Origin of the sequence: Virgibacillus halotolerans, from assembly GCF_016908515.1 — a bacterium.
In the GTDB taxonomy this organism is placed as follows: domain Bacteria; phylum Bacillota; class Bacilli; order Bacillales; family Amphibacillaceae; genus Virgibacillus_M; species Virgibacillus_M halotolerans.
In genome coordinates this window covers 591,781-610,496 of sequence record NZ_JAFBEA010000001.1, presented here as the reverse complement: position 1 = coordinate 610,496, position 18,716 = coordinate 591,781, and the positions used below count along the sequence as shown (strand labels likewise).

The following is an 18,716-nucleotide window of genomic DNA, read 5'->3' as shown; positions in this document are numbered from 1 at the left end:
ATTAATTTTCCCCTTCTTTGAACCAATCTATTTCTGCCGAATACAGTTTCTTCGTTGTGCCATCTGTGGCTTTTGTTAATAAAGCACCATCTGCAGCAATTCCTAAAAATGTGGCATCCCACTTGTCACGCATTGTTTTAATGGAGATACTTTCGCCAATTTTGAAACCGAAGCTTTCCCATTTATCCTTAATTTCCGGAAAGCCATTTTCCATGTAGGAATCATAGGTGTTTTCAAATGTGGTTAAAATATTTTGAACTAGTTCTCTTAGTTGCCAATGTTTATTTGTTTCCATTTGCAATGAAGTTGCCCGATGCCCAATGTCTTCAGGCATATCGCTTTTTGTCTGATTGACATTTAAGCCAATGCCGATGACCACATATTGGATTCTATCCTGTTCCGCCTGCATTTCTGTTAAGATGCCGGCCGTTTTTTTGTTATTAATTAATATGTCGTTTGGCCATTTAATTAAAGGGGCTACTGTCGTGCATGTTCGTAATACATCTGCTAAAACCGTTGCAGTTAAAAGAGTTAATTGTGGCGCCTGATAAGGTAATATATCAGGTCGAACAAGGATGCTGAGCCATATCCCTTTCCCTTTACCAGAATGCCAGTGGCGATTCATTCTACCCTTCCCCATTGTCTGTTCATCAGCGATAACAACAGTACCATGCGATGCACCTTCAAGCGCAACTTGATGCGCAATAATTTGCGTTGATGGGATCGATTGTTTATGTATGATTGTTTTACCAATCCATTTGGTGTTTAATCCCCATTGTAATGTGTTCTCACTTAATTTATCTGGATAGTCTAGAATTCTGTAGCCTTTTTTAGACTTACCTTCAATGGTGTATCCGTCTTTTTCAAGCTCTTTCATATGTTTCCAGATCCCACTTCGGGATATTTTCAATTTGTCCGATAAAACTTGTCCGGAAATATAATCATCCTGATTGTTTGCGAGTAGCTCGATTAGTTTGTTTCGGGTGGACTCCATTGTATCCACTCCTTTATATCATATTTCGTATTCTTTAGTCTGCCTGAGACAACTTCTTTTTCAATCTGATTGATCGATATTTGCAGCCATCGTCCTTTTTGTCTATTGGGGAACAAATTAATTAAATCATTCCCATTGATCGCCAATTCCTGTTTGGATTGGATTGGCAGGCGGTGAGCAATTTGTTCCAACGCGTCTACGGTAATTGGCTCATTGGGATTAAATATATTTATTAACCTGTTCAATCCACCGTAATACGATTCGGATAATTGATAAATCATCCACTGATTCAGTCCGTCTCTTTTATATTGTTCCAAAGCATTAACCAACTGAGCGGCTTCCTGTTTCGTTTTATTGGAGCATTTCCACTCCTTTATCCACTGTGCAACACTGACCCTTGGTTCAATAACATGCAGCAATGCAATTACCTCGCCAAAGGAGTGTAAAGGTTTCAGTGCGTTCGGCAGGGAACAAATAATTTCAGGGAAGTCTGCAAATATTGGCAGGTGCTTGTAAATCTCTGTGTCCTTTAAATAAGCTATTCCAATTGGAAGGTACTCCCCGGCAAATAGCTTTGTGAATTCATTTGTAATTCGTTCAATCGCAAGGCCCTCGATCGCCGGTTTTACTTTTTTAATATCTGTTAATGTTTGGCGATGTATGGTAAATCCGAGTTGACTGGTAAAACGAAGAGCGCGGATCATACGTAATGGATCCTCTGTAAAGCGTTCATAGCCGTCTCCAACCGTTCGAATGAGTTTTGCTTGTAAATCCCCTTGCCCATCAAATAAATCCGTTATCACGCCGTCTTTGTTCATTGCCAAGGCATTAATTGTGAAATCTCTTCGTTCCAAATCTTTATCAATTTGATCTATGAATTCAACCGAATCCGGATGACGCTGGTCTGTATAGTCTCCGTCGATACGAAATGTTGTTACTTCATAGGACTGATGATGATGTCGAACAATTACTGTACCATGTTCAATCCCGACAGGAATCACTTTGCTAAAGATTTGCTGAATAAAAGCTGGTGAGGCCGATGTGGCGATATCAATATCCCCAATCGGACGATCGAGTAGCAAATCGCGAACACAACCACCAACATAAAAGGCCTGGTGACCCTGGTTTTCAATTTGATTAATAACAGGCATGGCCATTAAAAATGCTTCCGTCATCACGGTTATCACCATCTCTTAGTCATTTTGTATCTGATCATTTACTAATACTTTATCATAAATGTCAATATATTGATTAACAATTTTCGAAGAGTGAAAGCCGCTTTCCGCATGCTGTCGGGCATTCTGAGAAAAACGATCCAGCTTTTTATCATTATTTAGTAACGCTACAGCGTATTTAGATGCACTTTCTACGTCTCCTAATTCAACCAGGTAACCGGTTTTTCCATGCTCGATGACTTCGGGTACACCACCGACGTTAGTTCCAATGCAAGGGACTTCGCATGCCATTGCCTCTAACAATACCAAGCCAAAGCTTTCCTTTTCTGATAATAGTAGTTTCAAATCAGAAATGGACAATAAGTCACTAATGTTTTTTTGCTTGCCTAAGAATAAAACATCGTCAGTCAACCCGAGTTGACTGACTAAATCAGTTGATGCAGCGTATTCAGGCCCATCTCCAATTAATAAAAGCTTACTTTTAACGTTGTCTCTAATTAGTCTGAAGGTGTTGATCACATCATCGAGACGTTTTACTTTCCGAAAGTTTGAAATATGAATAATTACTTTTTCATCCGTTGGAATACCATACTCCGCTTTTAATGAAGGCAGATCTTTTTTAAAATATTCCGCTTCGTTAACGAAATTATAGATCACAGAAATGTCCTTTTTACTGCCAAGCATTTCTTTCGTTTGTTGAACAAGACTATTAGAAACAGCAGTTACAGCATCGGATTGCTCAATACCGTGTTTGATCATTTTCTTAAATGTATGGTCAACCCCCAGTACGGTTATATCTGTACCGTGTAATGTCGTTACAATTTTTACTTCATGATCTGCAATGTCCCTTGCTAAAATCGCACAAATAGCGTGGGGCATGGCATAATGGACATGTAGTATGTCCAATTTTTCCCGGTCAATCACTTCTGCCATTTTAGTTGCCAATGCTAAATCATATGGAGGGTATTGAAAAACCGGATAGTGATTTAATTCCACTTCGTGATAATAAATTTGTGGATGAATTTTATCTAGACGAAAAGGGACACTGGAAGTAATAAAATGAATCTCATTTCCACGCTCTGCTAAAAGCATACCTAATTCGGTGGCAATAATCCCTGACCCACCTACTGTTGGATAGCAAGTGATACCGATCTTCATTTTTTCGCGTCCTGTTTTAAGTTTGCTTTGACAATTTCTCTCCACTGAAAATCACCGCGATCCAACGCGCGAATAAATATTTCTGATGCAGCCATATTGGTTGCAAGTGGGATTTTATAAACGTCACATAAGCGCATCAATGCACTGATATCCGGTTCATGTGGCTGTGCGGTCAATGGATCCCTGAAAAAGATGACCATATCCATTTCATTGTTAGCAATTCTTGCACCTATTTGCTGATCACCACCAAGCGGACCGGATTGAAATAAATGTATGGATAGTCCGGTCGATTCTGAAATCATTGTTCCAGTAGTTCCTGTTGCAAACAATGTATGTTTAGCCAAAATATGTTTATAGGCAGTACTAAATCCAATAATATCCTGTTTCTTTTTATCGTGGGCAATAAGTGCAATATTCATCATGGTCCCCCTTATAGTATGTTTTCTAGTCCGTAAATAAGCTGATCTGATTCCATCACTGTTTCAATTGAAAACTTGATACCCTCCATAAATGATGCACGATTAAATGAATCATGTTTAATCGTTAGGTTTTGACCGGAGCCGCCAAAAATAACTTCTTGATGTGCAACAAGTCCAGGCAGCCGTACACTGTGAATATGCATACCATCTAATTCCGCACCTCGTGCTCCTTGGATCGTTTCTTTTTCGTCTGGATGTCCTTGGATTTTATAGTCTCGTGTTTCTTTGATAAGTTCTGCCGTCTTTTTAGCAGTGCCTGAAGGAGCATCCAATTTATTATCGTGGTGCTTTTCGATAATTTCAACATCAGGGAAGTAACGTGCTGCCATTTGGGAAAACTTCATCATCAATACAGCGCCAATTGCAAAATTGGGAGCAATAATACAGCCGATTTTCTTTTCCATAGCGATGGCTCTTAGTTCATCTAATTGTTCATCCGTAAAGCCAGTTGTCCCAATCACAGGGCGGAGATTATGTTCGAGTGCCGCTAATGCGTGTTTATATCCAACTTCTGGCACAGTTAAGTCTACAAAGACGTCTGCATCGATCGAATGGAAACAATCGGAAGCATTATCAAAAACCGGAACATTTACATTGGAAATATCGACAATATCATCTACGGCCTTACCATTATTTTTCCGATCAATGCAAGCTACCAGATTTAAATTGTCATCCTTCATTACCATTTTAATGGCTTCAGATCCCATTTTACCACGTGGACCTGCGATAATTACATTTATACTCATTGTTGTTGTACCTCCAGTATTATTTAATTAATTATGATTGTCTTTTCTCGTCCAACGATCTTTGTCACGCGTTTCTATTTTATTAATGGCAATGTCAAACGCTTCTGAAAGATCGATATCAAGCGAATTAGCAAAACAGGAAAGAACAAAGATGATATCACCGAGCTCTTCCTCTACCGTCTTTTCTTGTTCAGTTGCTTTCTTTGGTTTTTCTCCATAGTAATGATTGACCTCTCTTGCAAGCTCTCCCACTTCCTCTGACAACCTGGCCATCAGGCTTAAAGGAGAAAAATATCCTTCTTTGAATTGTGAAATATACGAATCTACCCGGTTTTGTATGTCTTTTGTATTATATATTGGTGTACTAATATTTCATTCTCCTTTATTTCGTATTTATCGCAGTTTGGCGGGCAGTAAAACTCCCACTGAATGAAGTTTCACTTTATACCTCTTTATTATGTTAGCGAATCTGTCGTATTTTGACAAATTATTCATTCTAAAAGTATGATTGTATTGTGACTTAGGTTTTCTAATCATAATGAAAGCATTTATTGGAGATATTGAAAATAAGGAAGTTTGGAGGTAAAAAAATGATTTTTGGTTTAAGAATTAAAAATATCCTATTTATTTTATTAGGTGCAGCGATATTTTCGTTCGGTATTGTACATTTTAATATGCAAAACAATCTTAGTGAAGGTGGATTTACTGGGATCACTTTATTATTTTACTTTTTATGGGACTGGGACCCTGCAATTATGAATATTGTTTTAAATGTGCCCGTCTTTTTTATTGGTTGGCGATTCCTTGGTAGGAAAACCTTTTTTTATACGGTTATCGGCACTGTTGGCGTTTCCATATTTCTAAGTGTTTTTCAAATCAGACCATTTCAGACTTATTTACAATCCGATATGACATTAGCAGCCCTGTTTGCAGGTGTTTTCATTGGGGTTGGTCTCGGCATTATCTTTCGATATGGCGGCACGACAGGTGGTGTAGATATCATTGCACGGCTTGTTAATAAATATGTCGGCTGGAGCATGGGCAAGACCATGTTTTTATTTGACTTTCTCGTAATCACAACATCCGTTTTCGTCGCACTTGATTTAGTAAAAGGGATGTACACACTTGTAGCCGTCTTTATTGGTGCGAGGGTCATTGATTTTATGCAAGAGGGTGCGTATTCAGCTAAAGGTGCAACCATTATTTCAAATTACAGCGATGAAATTGCCAAAAAGATAAATATAGATATGGATCGTGGGGTAACGGTACTTGATGGCAGGGGAAGTTTCTCAGGCGAGAAGCGAAATGTTTTATATTGCATTGTTGGCAGGAACGAGGTCGTCCGATTGAAAGGTATTATTAATGGGATTGATCCACATGCATTTGTGGCATTGAGCACCGTACATGATGTAATAGGTGAAGGATTTACATTGGATGAAAATAAAAACCCGATAGATGATTGACCAAAATAAAAAAGGGTGGCAGGGTAGTTACCCAGATGCCATCCTTTTTAATCATTATTTGCGTAAATCATAATGAATCTTAATAGTTCTGCAACAGCTACAAGCGCGGCAGCTACATACGTTAATGCAGCGGCATTCAAGACTTTTTTCGTTTCCCGCTCTTCATTATTGCGAATAACTCCAGATGAAACAAGTTGTCCCATTGCCCGATTAGAAGCATTAAATTCAACTGGTAATGTCACTACTTGAAACAGTACAGCAGCTGACATAAAGATAATGCCAAACAGCAATAGGTTCATGCTGCTCATTAAGATACCTGCAATAATTAAAAAGTAAGAAGCATTTGAACCTAAGTTTGCTACTGGAACCAATGCACTTCTAAATCGCAGGAAGGCATAGGACTCTGCATCCTGAATGGCGTGTCCTACCTCGTGCGCAGCAATTGCAGAAGATGCCATGGAATGACCGTGAAAGTTTTTAGAAGACAGTCTGACTACTTTTTTCCTCGGATCATAGTGATCAGAAAGCTCCCCGCGCGTTTCTTCAATTTGCACATCATACAAACCATTATCATCTAATATTTTTCGAGCAACCTCTTCCCCACTCATATGAGAAGAAGTTGCTTTTTTTGAATACTTTTTGTACGTGTTTTTAACTTTTGATTGTGCCCAAATCGGAATAATCATCAAAAGAGCGATATAAATAAGATAACCACCAAGACCACCAAACATTTACATTCCTCCACATATTTTAGATATTTCCTATAGGTCAACAATAGTCAAAGATAGGGATTTAGTCAACTGATTTGTCCTTTTTAGCTCCTTTTTTAACTTCCCCCCTGTATTTTCTCCAACTGACGTAAGATAATGTAATAGCAATACTCCCACCGATAAACAAGACAGACCACAACAAGGGTCCTAGATCGGTGTTTTCTGTGGAGGTTTCAGAAGAAGTTGGTGCTGTCGGACTTGCAGCAATAGAATGATCGGTGTGAAGAAAAATAAATATCCCTATGAAAAGTATAAAAAAAAATCGGATGTACCTGCACCTGTTTGCCATAGAGATCACCTCATATACAGTTTAATCACTAATGTATATGTAAAGCGACCTGAATATATAACAGTTACTATAATGAAGCATTTTTTTGCACGGTTAATTTATATGCAATAAATATGGATATCATACTTAACCAAAATGTAAAATAACCTATTTCATTCCTATATTCTATTAATGAAGCGTAAATTGGCATCATGCCAAACACGTAATCGATCACGTCATTGTGTAAGGTCCAAACCGCAGCAACAAAAATATGTTTTCGCTGTATTTTATAAAAAGGAGCATACAGTAGCCCCTGTATGGCCATTGCGCCATGTGAAGCCATCAGCATATATCCTTGCCAACCCAATGATCCATCAACGATCAAGGTTAACAGATTCATGACAACTGCCCATACACCATATTTAAACAATGTAATGATCGCGAGTGCCTCTATGTAGGGTGTGTTTTTTTTAAATAGAAAAAAGAACAAAAAAATCGTGAAAAACAAGCTCGCTGTCGGACTATCGGGAACAAAAATCAAAAAAATGGGCGGCGTAATTGCTAGCTGACTTTCATACCATATAAAGCCATAAATTGTCCCTACCAGGTTGATCAAAAATAGTGCAATTAAGAAACGTTTATTAAGTAAGATATATCTAATCATAGCCATATGTAAATCCTTTCCATAACCTGGAATTAAAAAGACACCTTCACCAATAGTTATGGCAAAGGTGTCTTTTTTAACACTTTTAACTTCTATTTATTCTGCTTCCTCGTTTACGGAGACAATAAAGTCAACAAGTTGTTCTAATTCCTCATCGCTACCAGAAAATTGATCCGGGGGCATGTCTCCTATACCATTTTGTGCGATGTCAGCAATTTCATCGGCTGTATGTTCAGTGCCAATAAGTGAAGGAGCAGCTGCTCCACCTGATAAATCATCACCGTGACATTGCATACAACTATTTTCGTAAATTGCAAATCCAGGATCTTCCTCATCAATTTCTACATCTGCTTCAGCAACTGGCTTATTTTCTTCTGCACGTGCTTCCCAATCAACTGCAGAAGCTGATTCATAAGTTAACCAGATGACTGATGCTAAACCAAGCATCATCATACCAACCGCAACTGGCCTTTGTTGTGGTCTACGTCCAGGACCTTTGTCCAAAAACGGCGCAAGTAATAGCGCTCCAAAAGCAAGACCAGGTAATACCAGTATTCCCATAATAATGTATGGGCCACTTGCAAAATTATATTTCAAGAGTTCATATAAGAATAGAAAATACCAGTCTGGCAATGGTATATACGCTGCGTCACCTGGATCTGCCATCCCTTCCAATGGTGCTGGATGGGCTAAAGTTAAACAGAGAAATCCAACTAAAAATACTGCACCGACCAACCATTCTTTCAATAAAAAGTTAGGCCAAAAAGCTTCTGTTCTACCAGGATATTCGGAATAGTCCTTTGGTATATTTGGCTTCTTTTCAGCAGAGATTCGTGAATCCCCGACAAATTTCATACCTTTACCCTTATGCACAGCTTTCCCCTCCTTTTTATAGTGGTCCAGAAATCCCTTGTTTACGTATTAATATAAAATGCGCTGCCAATAGTGCAAATAATGCCCCTGGCAAGAAGAATACGTGAATCGCAAAGAATCTGGTTAGTGTTTGTGCACCAATAATTTCAGGATCTCCTGCCAATAAAGTTTTCAACTGCTCCCCTATAAATGGAACCTGTTGAGCAATGTCAAGTCCAACCTGAGTCGCGAAAAACGCTTTGTTATCCCATGGTAATAAATAACCGGTAAAACCTAAACCAAGAATGATAAAGAAAATAAGTACCCCTACCATCCAGTTAAGTTCACGTGGCTTTTTATAAACACCTTGGAAAAATACGCGTAAAGTATGTAATAATAACATAACTACAGTGACACTTGCGCCCCAGTGGTGCATCCCTCGAACTATCTGACCATGAGCCACTTCTGTTTGCAGGTAATATACCGACTTCCATGCATTTTCAATATCTGGAACATAATACATCGTTAAAAACATTCCAGAAAGAATTTGAATAACAACTACGAAAAACGTTAAACCGCCAAAGCAATATACAAACGCTGAGAAATGATGCGCAGGGTTAACGTGTTCTGGCACTTCGTGATCTGCAATATCGCGCCATATCGGCGTAATATCTATACGATCGTCAATCCAATCATAAATTTTCTGTAGCATAAACGATTACGCCTCCCCTTGTTCTTTTGCTTCACCTAAGAATAACATTCCGTCTTCTACTTTTTGCTCAAATTGATCCAATGGCGCTAGTGGCGGAGTTCCAGGAACGTTTGTCCCATCCTTATAGTAGCGTCCACCATGACATGGGCAATAAAACTCATCTGGAAAATCTTCACTACCTTCCCATGAAACGAAACAACCAAGGTGTTTACAAATTGGGGAAAAAGCTAATATTTCATCATTTTCGTCTTTATAAACCCACGCTGTTTTTGTTACTTCGGATTCATACCACCCGTCAACCTGATCAATCTTCCAATCAACACGTTGCGGTTCATCAGTAATGTCATCGACAGATAAACTTACATTGGCAAGATCACCATGTGATGAAGTCTTAAGCACCGGATCAACTGCCATTCGTAACATAGGAGCAAGCATGCCTGCTGCCATGAACCCACCTACACCTGTAAGTGTGTAATTGAGAAACTGTCTACGGGATACTTGCTGCTTTTTTTCACTCATGATTTCCCCCCTCTTTACATTAATCACGGACAATTATATTTTATATCATATTACTAGGACAATACTATGATAGCGCAAACTGTTTGCATGGTCAATATATATTCAATTTTGTCGAAAATATATTGTTTGATAAGTAGGATAGTATGCAATGTTTTTTGCTTTTTAACTAATAGGACATCTTACCAATAGGACCGGATTAATTCACCAATTTGTTCTACCTGATCTCGAATGAGCGCATGCATTTCTTTATTGTGCAAGTCACCGGAATGAAGCCCTGGAAGCCACACTAAAGTGCCCTGCATTGCTTGTTCATTCTTTTTCCAAGCGGCATCAAAAGTGACAAAGAACACGTGGTTAAATGGTTGTTTTTGTAAATCATACACCCAAGTATTTAATCGTTCCACTTCCATTTCCTGATCAGCGCTCTTTAAATAAGAATAATTTGGTGTTAACATGATTCTGCCTGAAAGTTCATTTTCGATCTCATTAGTAAAAACAGATAAAACTTCACTCTGAAATGCACTTTTTTCCATCGTATTATCATTTGACAGATGAAAAGGTACTAATGGGATAAGAATTGTATCAATATATTCTTTTGCTTGCTTGTACTGGTTCAAATCTGATTTCTTCCATTTCATATGTTAGTATCTACCTTTCTTCCTTATGTTAAACAACATTGGATAAATATTAATTACTACTTGAATCTTATCTCATTTCTACAAAAAAAATCAACCTATTGCATCAGCAATGGCGGTTGATTTTTTTCCAGTATTTGTAACTGGGCGGTTAAATCCATGAATTTCCCCTGATCCATATTGTCTAAAGAGCGATTGATTTCGCGCATTAATATATTTTTTTTATAATTATAAAGTGTTTGGTTTAATAGGTTCTCTGCCACTACTTTGTCGTCCTTGGTTATGAAATATTCTTCAGGTATAAATGGATTTTGTTCTAACACAGCTACATAGCTTGCGTTTTGGTATGATTTGTCAAAGTTTAGTTGTAAATATAATGGTTCTTGTTGATTTAAACGTATATCATGAAAAGATTTCTCTGCATCTGTTGTAACTAAATGATTTTTATAAAAGCGAAAAGGAGCTTCATTGGAACAGTGACTTGTCATGACAATACCTCTGGGGCAAAATTTTGCATCCCTTACAAAATGAACGTTAACTAAAAGATCATGATGATTGACCAAATAATTCAAAATCCAGACACTTTCCCGTTTTTTAAGTTGGTAATGATTTAAAAACCATTGAATAAATGCTTTTTTATCTTGCACGGAAACAGGAGTTTGCATATGGAATGAAATCCCCCTTTTATGATCCTTATTGAAAACCTTATTAGCTTCTTTTTGTTTGTTTCAAACGATTAAGAAACTCCTCCACTTCACCATCTACCGGCTCTTGATCCAAATAGGATTTAAGGACAGGAATAGCTTCGTTTATCCTCCCTTCCTCTGTTAAGAAATAACCATATTCTTTTAAAAAGTCGCTATCTTGATTTAGGCTATTATATGCCTCTTTATAGTGGTTTAATGCATCACTATATGATTCGATTTCATTATACGCTTTAGCTATCTCCCATTCATATAATGAATCATCAGCGCCCGTCCCTTTAACCTCAGTAACTAATTCTATTATGCCATTAAAATTATCTTGTTCTTTAAATAGCTCAATTAAGAATAAAATAGCCTCTTTGTAATCTGGATCCAGTGCGATTGCTTTACGTACCCATTTTTCACTTTCATCCACTTTATTAAACTGATGAGCAAACACGCCTGCAGAAAAGAATAGCTCCTTATTAAATTCATCTACTTCTATTCCTTTAATCGCTGTGGCATACGCTTCTTCTGGCATATGTTCTTCATTATAGGCATTTGATAACCTGGTGTACGCAGCGTGGTAATAGTTGTCCAGCTCTATAACATGTTCCCATGCTTTAATCGCAATATCTTTACGGTCTGCCTGATATGCCGTAACGCCATATTTAAACATTGTGTCCGGATTCTCACTTTCAATATCCTGATAATACGATAATGCCAATTCATACTCACCTGACGCTGCATAGCTTTCAGCAAGCCGGTCGTTAATAGAAATGTTTGCTACTTCCTTCGTTTTGGGTATTATCTTTTGATAATATATAATTGCTTTACTGTAATCGCCTATAGAAAACAGCAATTCGCCCAACGCAAAATCAATGACGACCTCGTTCGGGTCTATTTGTTTTGCCGTAAGTAATTTTTGTTCGGCAACCTCAAAAAGCCCCTGTGTTTGATACAAATCTGCTAATTGTATCAAAGCTGAAACATAGTCTGGATCATCTTGCTCAATTTCATTTAATAAATGAATCGCATTTTCATCATCCTCTAACTCTACGTATATATCTGCAAGCATGATCTTTAATTCACTTTCGCTTGGATATTGCTGTAATAAGTCGGAAAGAATATCTCTTGCCTCATGTAAAAATCCCCACTGTGTAAATAAATCTGCAATGGTATATTTCTCATCTTCATTCGCTACTGGTAAATAATCTTCCAGTAACTGGATTGCCTTTTCTGATTGTTTGCTTTCCATTAAACGAACTGCTTCCATAATGGTCTCCATCTCGAGCACCCTTTCTACGATCACCTTGATATACGATACCTATCGTTTATCATACAGAAAAGCGATTGCATGTTCAAATAAAAGAAATGAACCTACATAATTGTAGATTCATTCTTAATGTGCTGTAAATGCTCGAAAAAGTTAGGGTAAGAAATAGCGACCGAAGTAATATCATCAATGATTACTTCGCCTTGCGCAACTAATGAAGCGATTGCACCCATCATAGCAATCCGATGATCGTTGTAAGATGCGATTTTACCACCGGAGAGCCTTGTTTTACCATGAATCACCATTCCGTCATGTTTCGTTTCGATGTTTGCCCCTAGCGTGGTCAGCACATCAGCTACTGCTGCAATTCGGTCTGTTTCCTTCACGCGCAGTTCTTCCGCATCTTCTATGATTGTTGTACCGTCTATTTGGGTAGCGATTAAGGCAATAATAGGTATTTCATCAATTAGACGTGGAATAATACTCCCATCAATTGTTGTAGCATGCAGTTTGTCATACTTTACCGTTACATCACCCATCAACTCTCCATTGGTCGTTTGCTGGTTGCTTAAATGGATGCTTGCGCCCATTGCTTGCAGAACATCCAATATTCCTGTTCTCGTTTCATTTAAACCGATGTTTTTCAATGTTAATTGACTGTCGGGAACGATTGCTGCTGCAGCTAAAAAGAAGGCTGCAGAGGAGATATCTCCTGGTACTTGTACATCACTTGCCGTTAGCGTCTGCTTATTCGTAATCGTTGTTGTTGTACCATTTACGGTTATATCTGCACCAAACGCACGGAGCATATTTTCCGTATGATTTCTTGTAGACGTTTCCTCGGTTACCTTTGTCTCACCACTTGCGAGTAGGCCGGCAAATAAGACAGCTGATTTAACCTGAGCGCTTTTTACAGGCAATGTATAATCCATCCCCTGTAAGCTTTTTCCACGTATAGACAAAGGTAAATAACTTCCCGCTTCTCTTCCATCAATCTGTGCACCCATTTGTTTCAATGGAGTTAGTACACGATCCATTGGACGGATAGACAAAGATGGATCACCATAAACAGAAGTGAAAAAAGGCAATCCCGCTAATAAGCCAAGCATTAATCTGGCCGTTGTACCGGAGTTCCCAAAATATAAAGGCTCTTTTGGTTCGGTTAATGCTGCCGCCCCCTTGCTATCGATTGTTACAGTTGTATCCTGTTTTTCAATCGACACACCCATTTTTTGAAAGGCATGGATTGTGCGCATGCAGTCTTCTCCATCTAAAAAGTTTGTCACTTTGGTTTTTCCACTTGCTAAAGATCCCATAATAATTGCCCGATGAGAAATTGATTTATCTCCAGGAATTTCCAGCTCTCCTGACAAAGGATGATGGCTGGATTGCAATTTAACCTCTTTCAATAGCTTTCCCTTCCCTTCGTGTACTACCGCTGAATCATGATCTCATAACCGTAGCTTTGTAACAGTTTGGAGCTCTCTTTTAAGGCTTGTTTGGTTGGTAAGCTCAGACGTAAAACACCCGTAATACCTTCACGCATTTCCAAAATCTGGATATTGTTAATACTGATCTGTTTATCGGCAAGTAATTGCGTGACAGAAGCAATTGCACCAGTCTGGTCCCTTATATCAATAAACAAGTCATAAAACGCTGGGATAGCCCCTTTATCCGCTTTACCTAGCCCGTCTCTGTAGACTTTAGCCAGATGCAAATATTCGATCATATCTGCTTTACTATTTTCATCAACTAATTGCTTCACAAATTGCATTTCTTTAATCCATTCGTCTAATAACTGTGACATTTTGTCGCGATTATGATAAAAAATATCTTGCCATAACTCCGGATTACTGGAGGCGATTCTTGTAATATCCCGGAAGCCTCCTGCAGCCAGATTAGGCAAGAATGCATGGGTATCTTCCCATTTTTTAGCCTGATGTACAAGGGAAGAAGCAATTAAGTGCGGAAAATGTGAAACAACCCCGGTCATCTCATCATGTTCATTGGGATTTAGTATAATAAAATTACTTTTTGTATTGATTAAAACATCCTTCAATGCGTCAATTTTAGCTGACGAACTTCTAAATGCGGGTGTTAAGACATAAATCGCATTTTCAAATAAATGTGATTTGGCTGCCTGAACTCCCTTTTTATGTGAGCCGGCCATCGGGTGCCCACCAATAAAGGTCATGTGCTGATTCGTTAATTTATTTGCCGCATGAATGATCGTGCTTTTTACGGAAGATACATCTGAAACGATGACCTCCCGTTTAAAAGGAATAGCATCTAATTTTTCCAATAAGCGGATTGTTTCTGAAATAGGAGCGGCAAGGATAATAAAATCCGCTTGTTGTGCCGCCTCCGTAAACTCGGTAGCTACTTCATCAATGATACCACTTGCTCTTGCGTATGCAGTTGATTCAGCATTTACATCAAAGCCAATAACATGATTCTCTTCCGCCTTTGCTATTCCTTTAGCTAATGAACCGCCGATCAATCCTAAACCCGCTACTAGTATAGTACGTGTCACTACTCGTTCTCCTTACTTATTTCTTGATCTAGTTGATATAATAGGTCCTGTATTTGTTTCATATCTGATTCATGACCAAGTGTAATTCTGATTGTATTCGGGCAGCCCAACAATTCTCCCGGGCGTACGATAAATCCGTTTTCTATTAGATATTGGAAAACAGCTTCGCCACTTATCGGTGTAGATACGAGTAGAAAGTTGGTCTGTGAATCATAGTAATGCCAGCCGATCGAAGTTAGAAATTGCTGAAACGCTTGTTTTACATCATTGTTTTTCGCCCTTGAAGATTGGATGAACTGATCATCTTCAAGGGCAATTAATGCTGCGTTTTGAGCAAGTGTGGATGTATTAAACGGCCCTCTTGCCACATCTAGCTTCGTTATTAATTGTTCACTAGCAACCGCATAGCCTACCCTTAAACCAGCTAATCCGTATGCTTTAGAGAAGGTTCGTAAAATAACCAGATTGGGGTATGCTGATAACTGTTCAATCATCTTCGCATCTAAGTCACTTTCCATATATTCATAATAAGCTTCATCTAACACAACCAGCACGTTTTTGGGACATCTGTCTAAAAAGCTATGTAAGGTTTCTTTTTCTATAATACTACCTGTTGGATTATTTGGTGAACAAAGCCATACTACATTGGTATTCTCATCAATGGCAGTTAGCATGCCTTCTAAATCGTGATAGCCATCAATGGTTGGTATTTCCTTAATCTGCGCACCTTCAATAAGTGCATTCTGTTTATATTGAGGAAATGTAGGTGTTGCCATAACGGTATTTACACCCGGATATATATATGCCCGGCAAATAATTTGGACAATTTCATCAGAACCATTTCCAAAAACCAGCTGTTTTTCATTTATTTTTAATTTTGCAGCTACTGCTGTCCGTAACTCAGAAGTATAGCCATCTGGATAAATATTAAATTCATGCATACTGTTTAAGACATAGTCTTTTACATTTTCCGAAAAGCCATAAGGGTTTTCATTGGAGGCTAATTTAACGATTTGATTCAGACCATACATTTCTTTAATTTCTTTTACCTGTTTACCTGGTTTATAGGGCGACAATTCATTGAGTATTGATTTATTATTCATTTGTTTCACCTGATTCCTTAATTAAATCCGGACGCAGCTTAATTGCTTCATTATGATAAACATGCTTAATGTCCTGTTGTTCGCTATCTGTTTGTGCAACCATCATAACTCGGATACAACGCTTGAGACTGCCTGGAACATCAATTTCTTTCATACACATTACAGGTACAAATGTCCAACCGTTGAACTGTCTCAACGCTCTGGCAGGAAAACCTGCATTGATATCATCTGTAACAGAAATAAGTACATGCGAGATAGTTTCTGCATGAATATTATTTTTGTTCACCATTTCTTCAATTAATTTCTTTGTTGCAGTAATAATTTGTTGCTCCTCGTTTTCGATAACTGAAGTTGCCCCTCGAATACCGCGTATCATGCGTTCACCATCTTTCTAATAAATGATTTTAAATAGATTTTGAGATCCAGTTCTGCTACTTCTTTAACAATCGGCACGCCGACATCTTTTAATAAAACCATTTGGATTTTCTTATCAATCGTTTTTTTATCAGATTTCATTTTGTGAATGAGTGCATCTTCATCAAAAGAAGATACATCCATTGGATAGTTGTTCGCTTTTAACCAATTGAATAAAGCACCATATGGTAATTTAACGGAAAAGATTTTTTCACTTAGATAAAGTGAAAATAATAAGCCAATTGCCACGGCTTCTCCGTGTGTCAGACTGCCATACCCTAATTCTGCTTCAATGGCGTGTCCCAGCGTATGACCCAAATTCAAATGCATTCGGACGCCAGCTTCCCTTTCGTCGATCTCTACGATAGCAGCTTTAATATCAATACCTGAACGCAAATGTTCTTGTAGCTGCTCATTTGTAATAGTGTCCAGTTTAGTTTGAATAACTTTATTAAAAAAGTCCTTATCTGCAATTAAAGCTTCTTTGATCAATTCCGCGTAGCCGGAACGAATTTCTTTCGCTGTTAAGCTATGAAGTGTTGCTATATCATAAACGACCGCTTTTGGTGGATAGAAACTGCCAATTAAATTTTTACCTGATTCATGGTTTATGGCAACTTTTCCTCCAACACTACTATCGTGAGCAAGTATGGTTGTCGGAATTTGAACATAATCAATTCCCCGCATATATGTCGCTGCAACAAATCCTGCCAGGTCTCCAACCACACCACCGCCAAGTGCTACAATCAAAGATTGACGATCCAATCCATATGTGATTGCATCTGTATGTAATTGATAAAATGCCTTCACATTTTTGGATTGCTCTCCACTTGATATGATCGAATGGTAAACATGATCTGCAGATAGCGTTTCTATGATATCGGCCAAATACAAATCAGCAACCACATCATCTGAAATAATTAATATGGAAGCATATTTCTTAGTCAATAATTGATCGAGCTGAAACCGGATATCTGCCCCGATAAAAATAGGATACGTATGTGATGAGGCATGTACCTGAATTTCTTCCACTAAAAACACCTGATTTCTTCACGATAATCGGCGATTGCCTTTTGCAATGCCGGAAATTGATCACTTGGAAATTGTTCGGTGATTGCTTTTGCCAGTTCGAATGCAACAACATGCTCCATCACAACTGCAGCTGCAGGAACTGCACATGCATCAGATCGCTCCACTGTTGCTTTAAAAGGCTCTTTCGTTTCAATATCGACACTTTGTAGGGGTTTAAGCATTAAAGTAGGTATAGGCTTCATAACACCTTTAATGACAATTGGCATGCCTGTAGTCATTCCACCCTCAAAACCACCTAATCGATTTGTTGTTCGGTAATAACCATCTGTTTCATTCCAGGCGATTTCGTCATGTACCTGACTACCGTTTCTTCTTGCTGTTTCGAATCCAAGCCCAATTTCGACGCCTTTATATGCATTAATACTCATCACAGCTCCAGCTAGTTTACTGTCCAGTTTACGGTCATAATGTACATAAGAACCAACACCGGCAGGCATGCCTTCAACATATACTTCAGTTACGCCTCCGATAGAGTCACCTTCTTTTTTCGCTTGGTCAATCGCGTCCATCATTTCTTTTTCCGCATCTTTATCCAGCGTACGCACAGGTGATGCCTCAGAAATCGTTTTACGTTCATCCATAGAGAGAGAATTGATTTCGGTAGCGCGGATTCCACCAATTTCTTTTACATAGCCACAAACCTCGATGCCTAATTGCTTTAATAATGTTTTGGCGACAGCTCCTGCCGCTACACGTACAGTTGTTTCGCGGGCAGATGATCTTTCCAACACGTTACGCATATCCCGGTGACCATACTTAATTGCACCGTTTAGATCTGCATGTCCAGGTCTTGGTCTGGAGACAACACGTCTAATTTCCTTGTCTTCCTCGATTGGATCTTCTCCCATAATATCGATCCAATGCTTGAAATCATCATTATGTACAACGAGGGAGATAGGAGAACCTAGTGTAGAACCATGTCTGACACCACTTGTAATATCGACAAGATCCTTTTCAATTTGCATCCGCTTGCCTCTGCCATGGCCCTTTTGCCTACGTAATAAAGAGTCGTTAATGTCTTCTTTCAAAAGGGGCATTCGAGCCGGAATCCCTTCAATGATAGTTGTTAGTTGCTTCCCATGTGATTCACCTGCAGTTAAGTAGCGCAATGAACATTCTCCTTTATTAGACTTTTTAAATTGTTACAAAGTTTTTCTCATTACTATATCATATTTGTTTT

The 18,716-nt window shown here is 38.5% G+C and carries 22 protein-coding genes; 1 reads left to right on the top strand and 21 read right to left on the bottom strand.

All coding sequences use genetic code 11. The features are described 5' to 3' along the window. Position 1 precedes the first annotated feature (1 nt). The 6 genes from JOC34_RS03590 to JOC34_RS03565 are packed head-to-tail and all read right to left on the bottom strand — an operon-like array spanning position 2 to position 4,909. Positions 2-994 (bottom strand): biotin--[acetyl-CoA-carboxylase] ligase, encoded by a 993-nt coding sequence (locus JOC34_RS03590; protein ID WP_205135336.1) that lies wholly within the window; start codon positions 992-994, stop codon positions 2-4. Next, complete coding sequence (locus JOC34_RS03585; RefSeq protein WP_239544044.1) at positions 970-2,169, bottom strand: CCA tRNA nucleotidyltransferase; 1,200 nt, start codon at positions 2,167-2,169, stop codon at positions 970-972. Before JOC34_RS03585 ends, JOC34_RS03590 begins: the two co-directional genes overlap by 25 nt. A gap of 18 nt (positions 2,170-2,187) precedes the next feature. After that, positions 2,188-3,327: an N-acetyl-alpha-D-glucosaminyl L-malate synthase BshA gene (gene bshA, locus JOC34_RS03580; protein ID WP_205135334.1), complete on the bottom strand. Its 1,140-nt coding sequence runs from the start codon at positions 3,325-3,327 to the stop codon at positions 2,188-2,190. Further along, complete coding sequence (mgsA, locus tag JOC34_RS03575) at positions 3,324-3,746, bottom strand: methylglyoxal synthase (RefSeq protein ID WP_205135333.1); 423 nt, start codon at positions 3,744-3,746, stop codon at positions 3,324-3,326. Before mgsA ends, bshA begins: the two co-directional genes overlap by 4 nt. 11 nt (positions 3,747-3,757) lie before the next feature. After that, a complete protein-coding gene (dapB, locus tag JOC34_RS03570) occupies positions 3,758-4,552 on the bottom strand; it encodes a 4-hydroxy-tetrahydrodipicolinate reductase (protein ID WP_205135332.1) in 795 nt (264 codons plus the stop codon). 27 nt (positions 4,553-4,579) lie between these two features. Further along, positions 4,580-4,909 carry a nucleotide pyrophosphohydrolase gene (locus JOC34_RS03565; protein ID WP_420856108.1) on the bottom strand — a complete coding sequence of 110 codons (330 nt, stop codon included), beginning with the start codon at positions 4,907-4,909 and terminating at the stop codon, positions 4,580-4,582. A 233-nt stretch (positions 4,910-5,142) separates the two neighbouring features. Between JOC34_RS03565 and JOC34_RS03560 the strand changes: the two genes are divergently transcribed. Next, complete coding sequence (locus JOC34_RS03560) at positions 5,143-6,015, top strand: YitT family protein (protein ID WP_205135331.1); 873 nt, start codon at positions 5,143-5,145, stop codon at positions 6,013-6,015. 47 nt (positions 6,016-6,062) lie between these two features. Here the strand turns inward: JOC34_RS03560 and JOC34_RS03555 are convergent, their stop codons facing one another. The 15 genes from JOC34_RS03555 to aroC form a co-directional block, all read right to left on the bottom strand. Then, positions 6,063-6,746, bottom strand: coding sequence for a zinc metallopeptidase (locus JOC34_RS03555; RefSeq protein ID WP_205135330.1), 684 nt, complete (start codon positions 6,744-6,746; stop codon positions 6,063-6,065). A gap of 61 nt (positions 6,747-6,807) precedes the next feature. Further along, on the bottom strand, positions 6,808-7,074 hold the full coding sequence (locus JOC34_RS22170) for a sporulation protein YpjB (RefSeq protein WP_205135329.1): 267 nt from the start codon (positions 7,072-7,074) through the stop codon (positions 6,808-6,810). 67 nt (positions 7,075-7,141) lie between these two features. Next, positions 7,142-7,717 carry a lipoprotein heptaprenylglyceryl N-acetyltransferase LhaT gene (gene lhaT, locus JOC34_RS03545; protein ID WP_205135914.1) on the bottom strand — a complete coding sequence of 192 codons (576 nt, stop codon included), beginning with the start codon at positions 7,715-7,717 and terminating at the stop codon, positions 7,142-7,144. A gap of 96 nt (positions 7,718-7,813) precedes the next feature. Beyond that, the gene (locus JOC34_RS03540; protein WP_205135328.1) at positions 7,814-8,590 is read right to left on the bottom strand and encodes a c-type cytochrome; all 777 of its coding nucleotides are present in this window, start codon (positions 8,588-8,590) and stop codon (positions 7,814-7,816) included. Positions 8,591-8,606: 16 nt separating this feature from the next. Then, positions 8,607-9,281, bottom strand: coding sequence for a menaquinol-cytochrome c reductase cytochrome b subunit (gene qcrB, locus JOC34_RS03535; protein ID WP_205135327.1), 675 nt, complete (start codon positions 9,279-9,281; stop codon positions 8,607-8,609). A gap of 6 nt (positions 9,282-9,287) precedes the next feature. Further along, positions 9,288-9,800 (bottom strand): QcrA and Rieske domain-containing protein, encoded by a 513-nt coding sequence (locus JOC34_RS03530; protein ID WP_205135326.1) that lies wholly within the window; start codon positions 9,798-9,800, stop codon positions 9,288-9,290. Positions 9,801-9,979: 179 nt separating this feature from the next. After that, entirely contained in the window at positions 9,980-10,438 is a 459-nt protein-coding gene (locus JOC34_RS03525; protein WP_205135325.1) for a YpiF family protein, read from the bottom strand. A gap of 95 nt (positions 10,439-10,533) precedes the next feature. Beyond that, positions 10,534-11,100, bottom strand: coding sequence for a ReoY family proteolytic degradation factor (locus JOC34_RS03520; protein ID WP_205135324.1), 567 nt, complete (start codon positions 11,098-11,100; stop codon positions 10,534-10,536). Between the two features lie 43 nt (positions 11,101-11,143). Beyond that, the gene (locus JOC34_RS03515) at positions 11,144-12,406 is read right to left on the bottom strand and encodes a tetratricopeptide repeat protein (RefSeq protein WP_205135323.1); all 1,263 of its coding nucleotides are present in this window, start codon (positions 12,404-12,406) and stop codon (positions 11,144-11,146) included. A 92-nt stretch (positions 12,407-12,498) separates the two neighbouring features. Next, entirely contained in the window at positions 12,499-13,803 is a 1,305-nt protein-coding gene (gene aroA, locus JOC34_RS03510; protein WP_205135322.1) for a 3-phosphoshikimate 1-carboxyvinyltransferase, read from the bottom strand. A gap of 23 nt (positions 13,804-13,826) precedes the next feature. Beyond that, positions 13,827-14,927, bottom strand: coding sequence for a prephenate dehydrogenase (locus JOC34_RS03505; protein ID WP_205135321.1), 1,101 nt, complete (start codon positions 14,925-14,927; stop codon positions 13,827-13,829). Continuing rightward, positions 14,927-16,030 carry a histidinol-phosphate transaminase gene (hisC, locus tag JOC34_RS03500; protein WP_205135320.1) on the bottom strand — a complete coding sequence of 368 codons (1,104 nt, stop codon included), beginning with the start codon at positions 16,028-16,030 and terminating at the stop codon, positions 14,927-14,929. The genes JOC34_RS03505 and hisC overlap by 1 nt, the downstream gene beginning before the upstream one ends. Beyond that, positions 16,023-16,406 (bottom strand): chorismate mutase, encoded by a 384-nt coding sequence (aroH, locus tag JOC34_RS03495; RefSeq protein ID WP_205135319.1) that lies wholly within the window; start codon positions 16,404-16,406, stop codon positions 16,023-16,025. Before aroH ends, hisC begins: the two co-directional genes overlap by 8 nt. After that, positions 16,403-17,476, bottom strand: coding sequence for a 3-dehydroquinate synthase (gene aroB, locus JOC34_RS03490; RefSeq protein ID WP_205135318.1), 1,074 nt, complete (start codon positions 17,474-17,476; stop codon positions 16,403-16,405). Before aroB ends, aroH begins: the two co-directional genes overlap by 4 nt. Beyond that, positions 17,476-18,645 (bottom strand): chorismate synthase, encoded by a 1,170-nt coding sequence (gene aroC / locus JOC34_RS03485; RefSeq protein ID WP_205135317.1) that lies wholly within the window; start codon positions 18,643-18,645, stop codon positions 17,476-17,478. The genes aroB and aroC overlap by 1 nt, the downstream gene beginning before the upstream one ends. Positions 18,646-18,716: the final 71 nt, after the last annotated feature.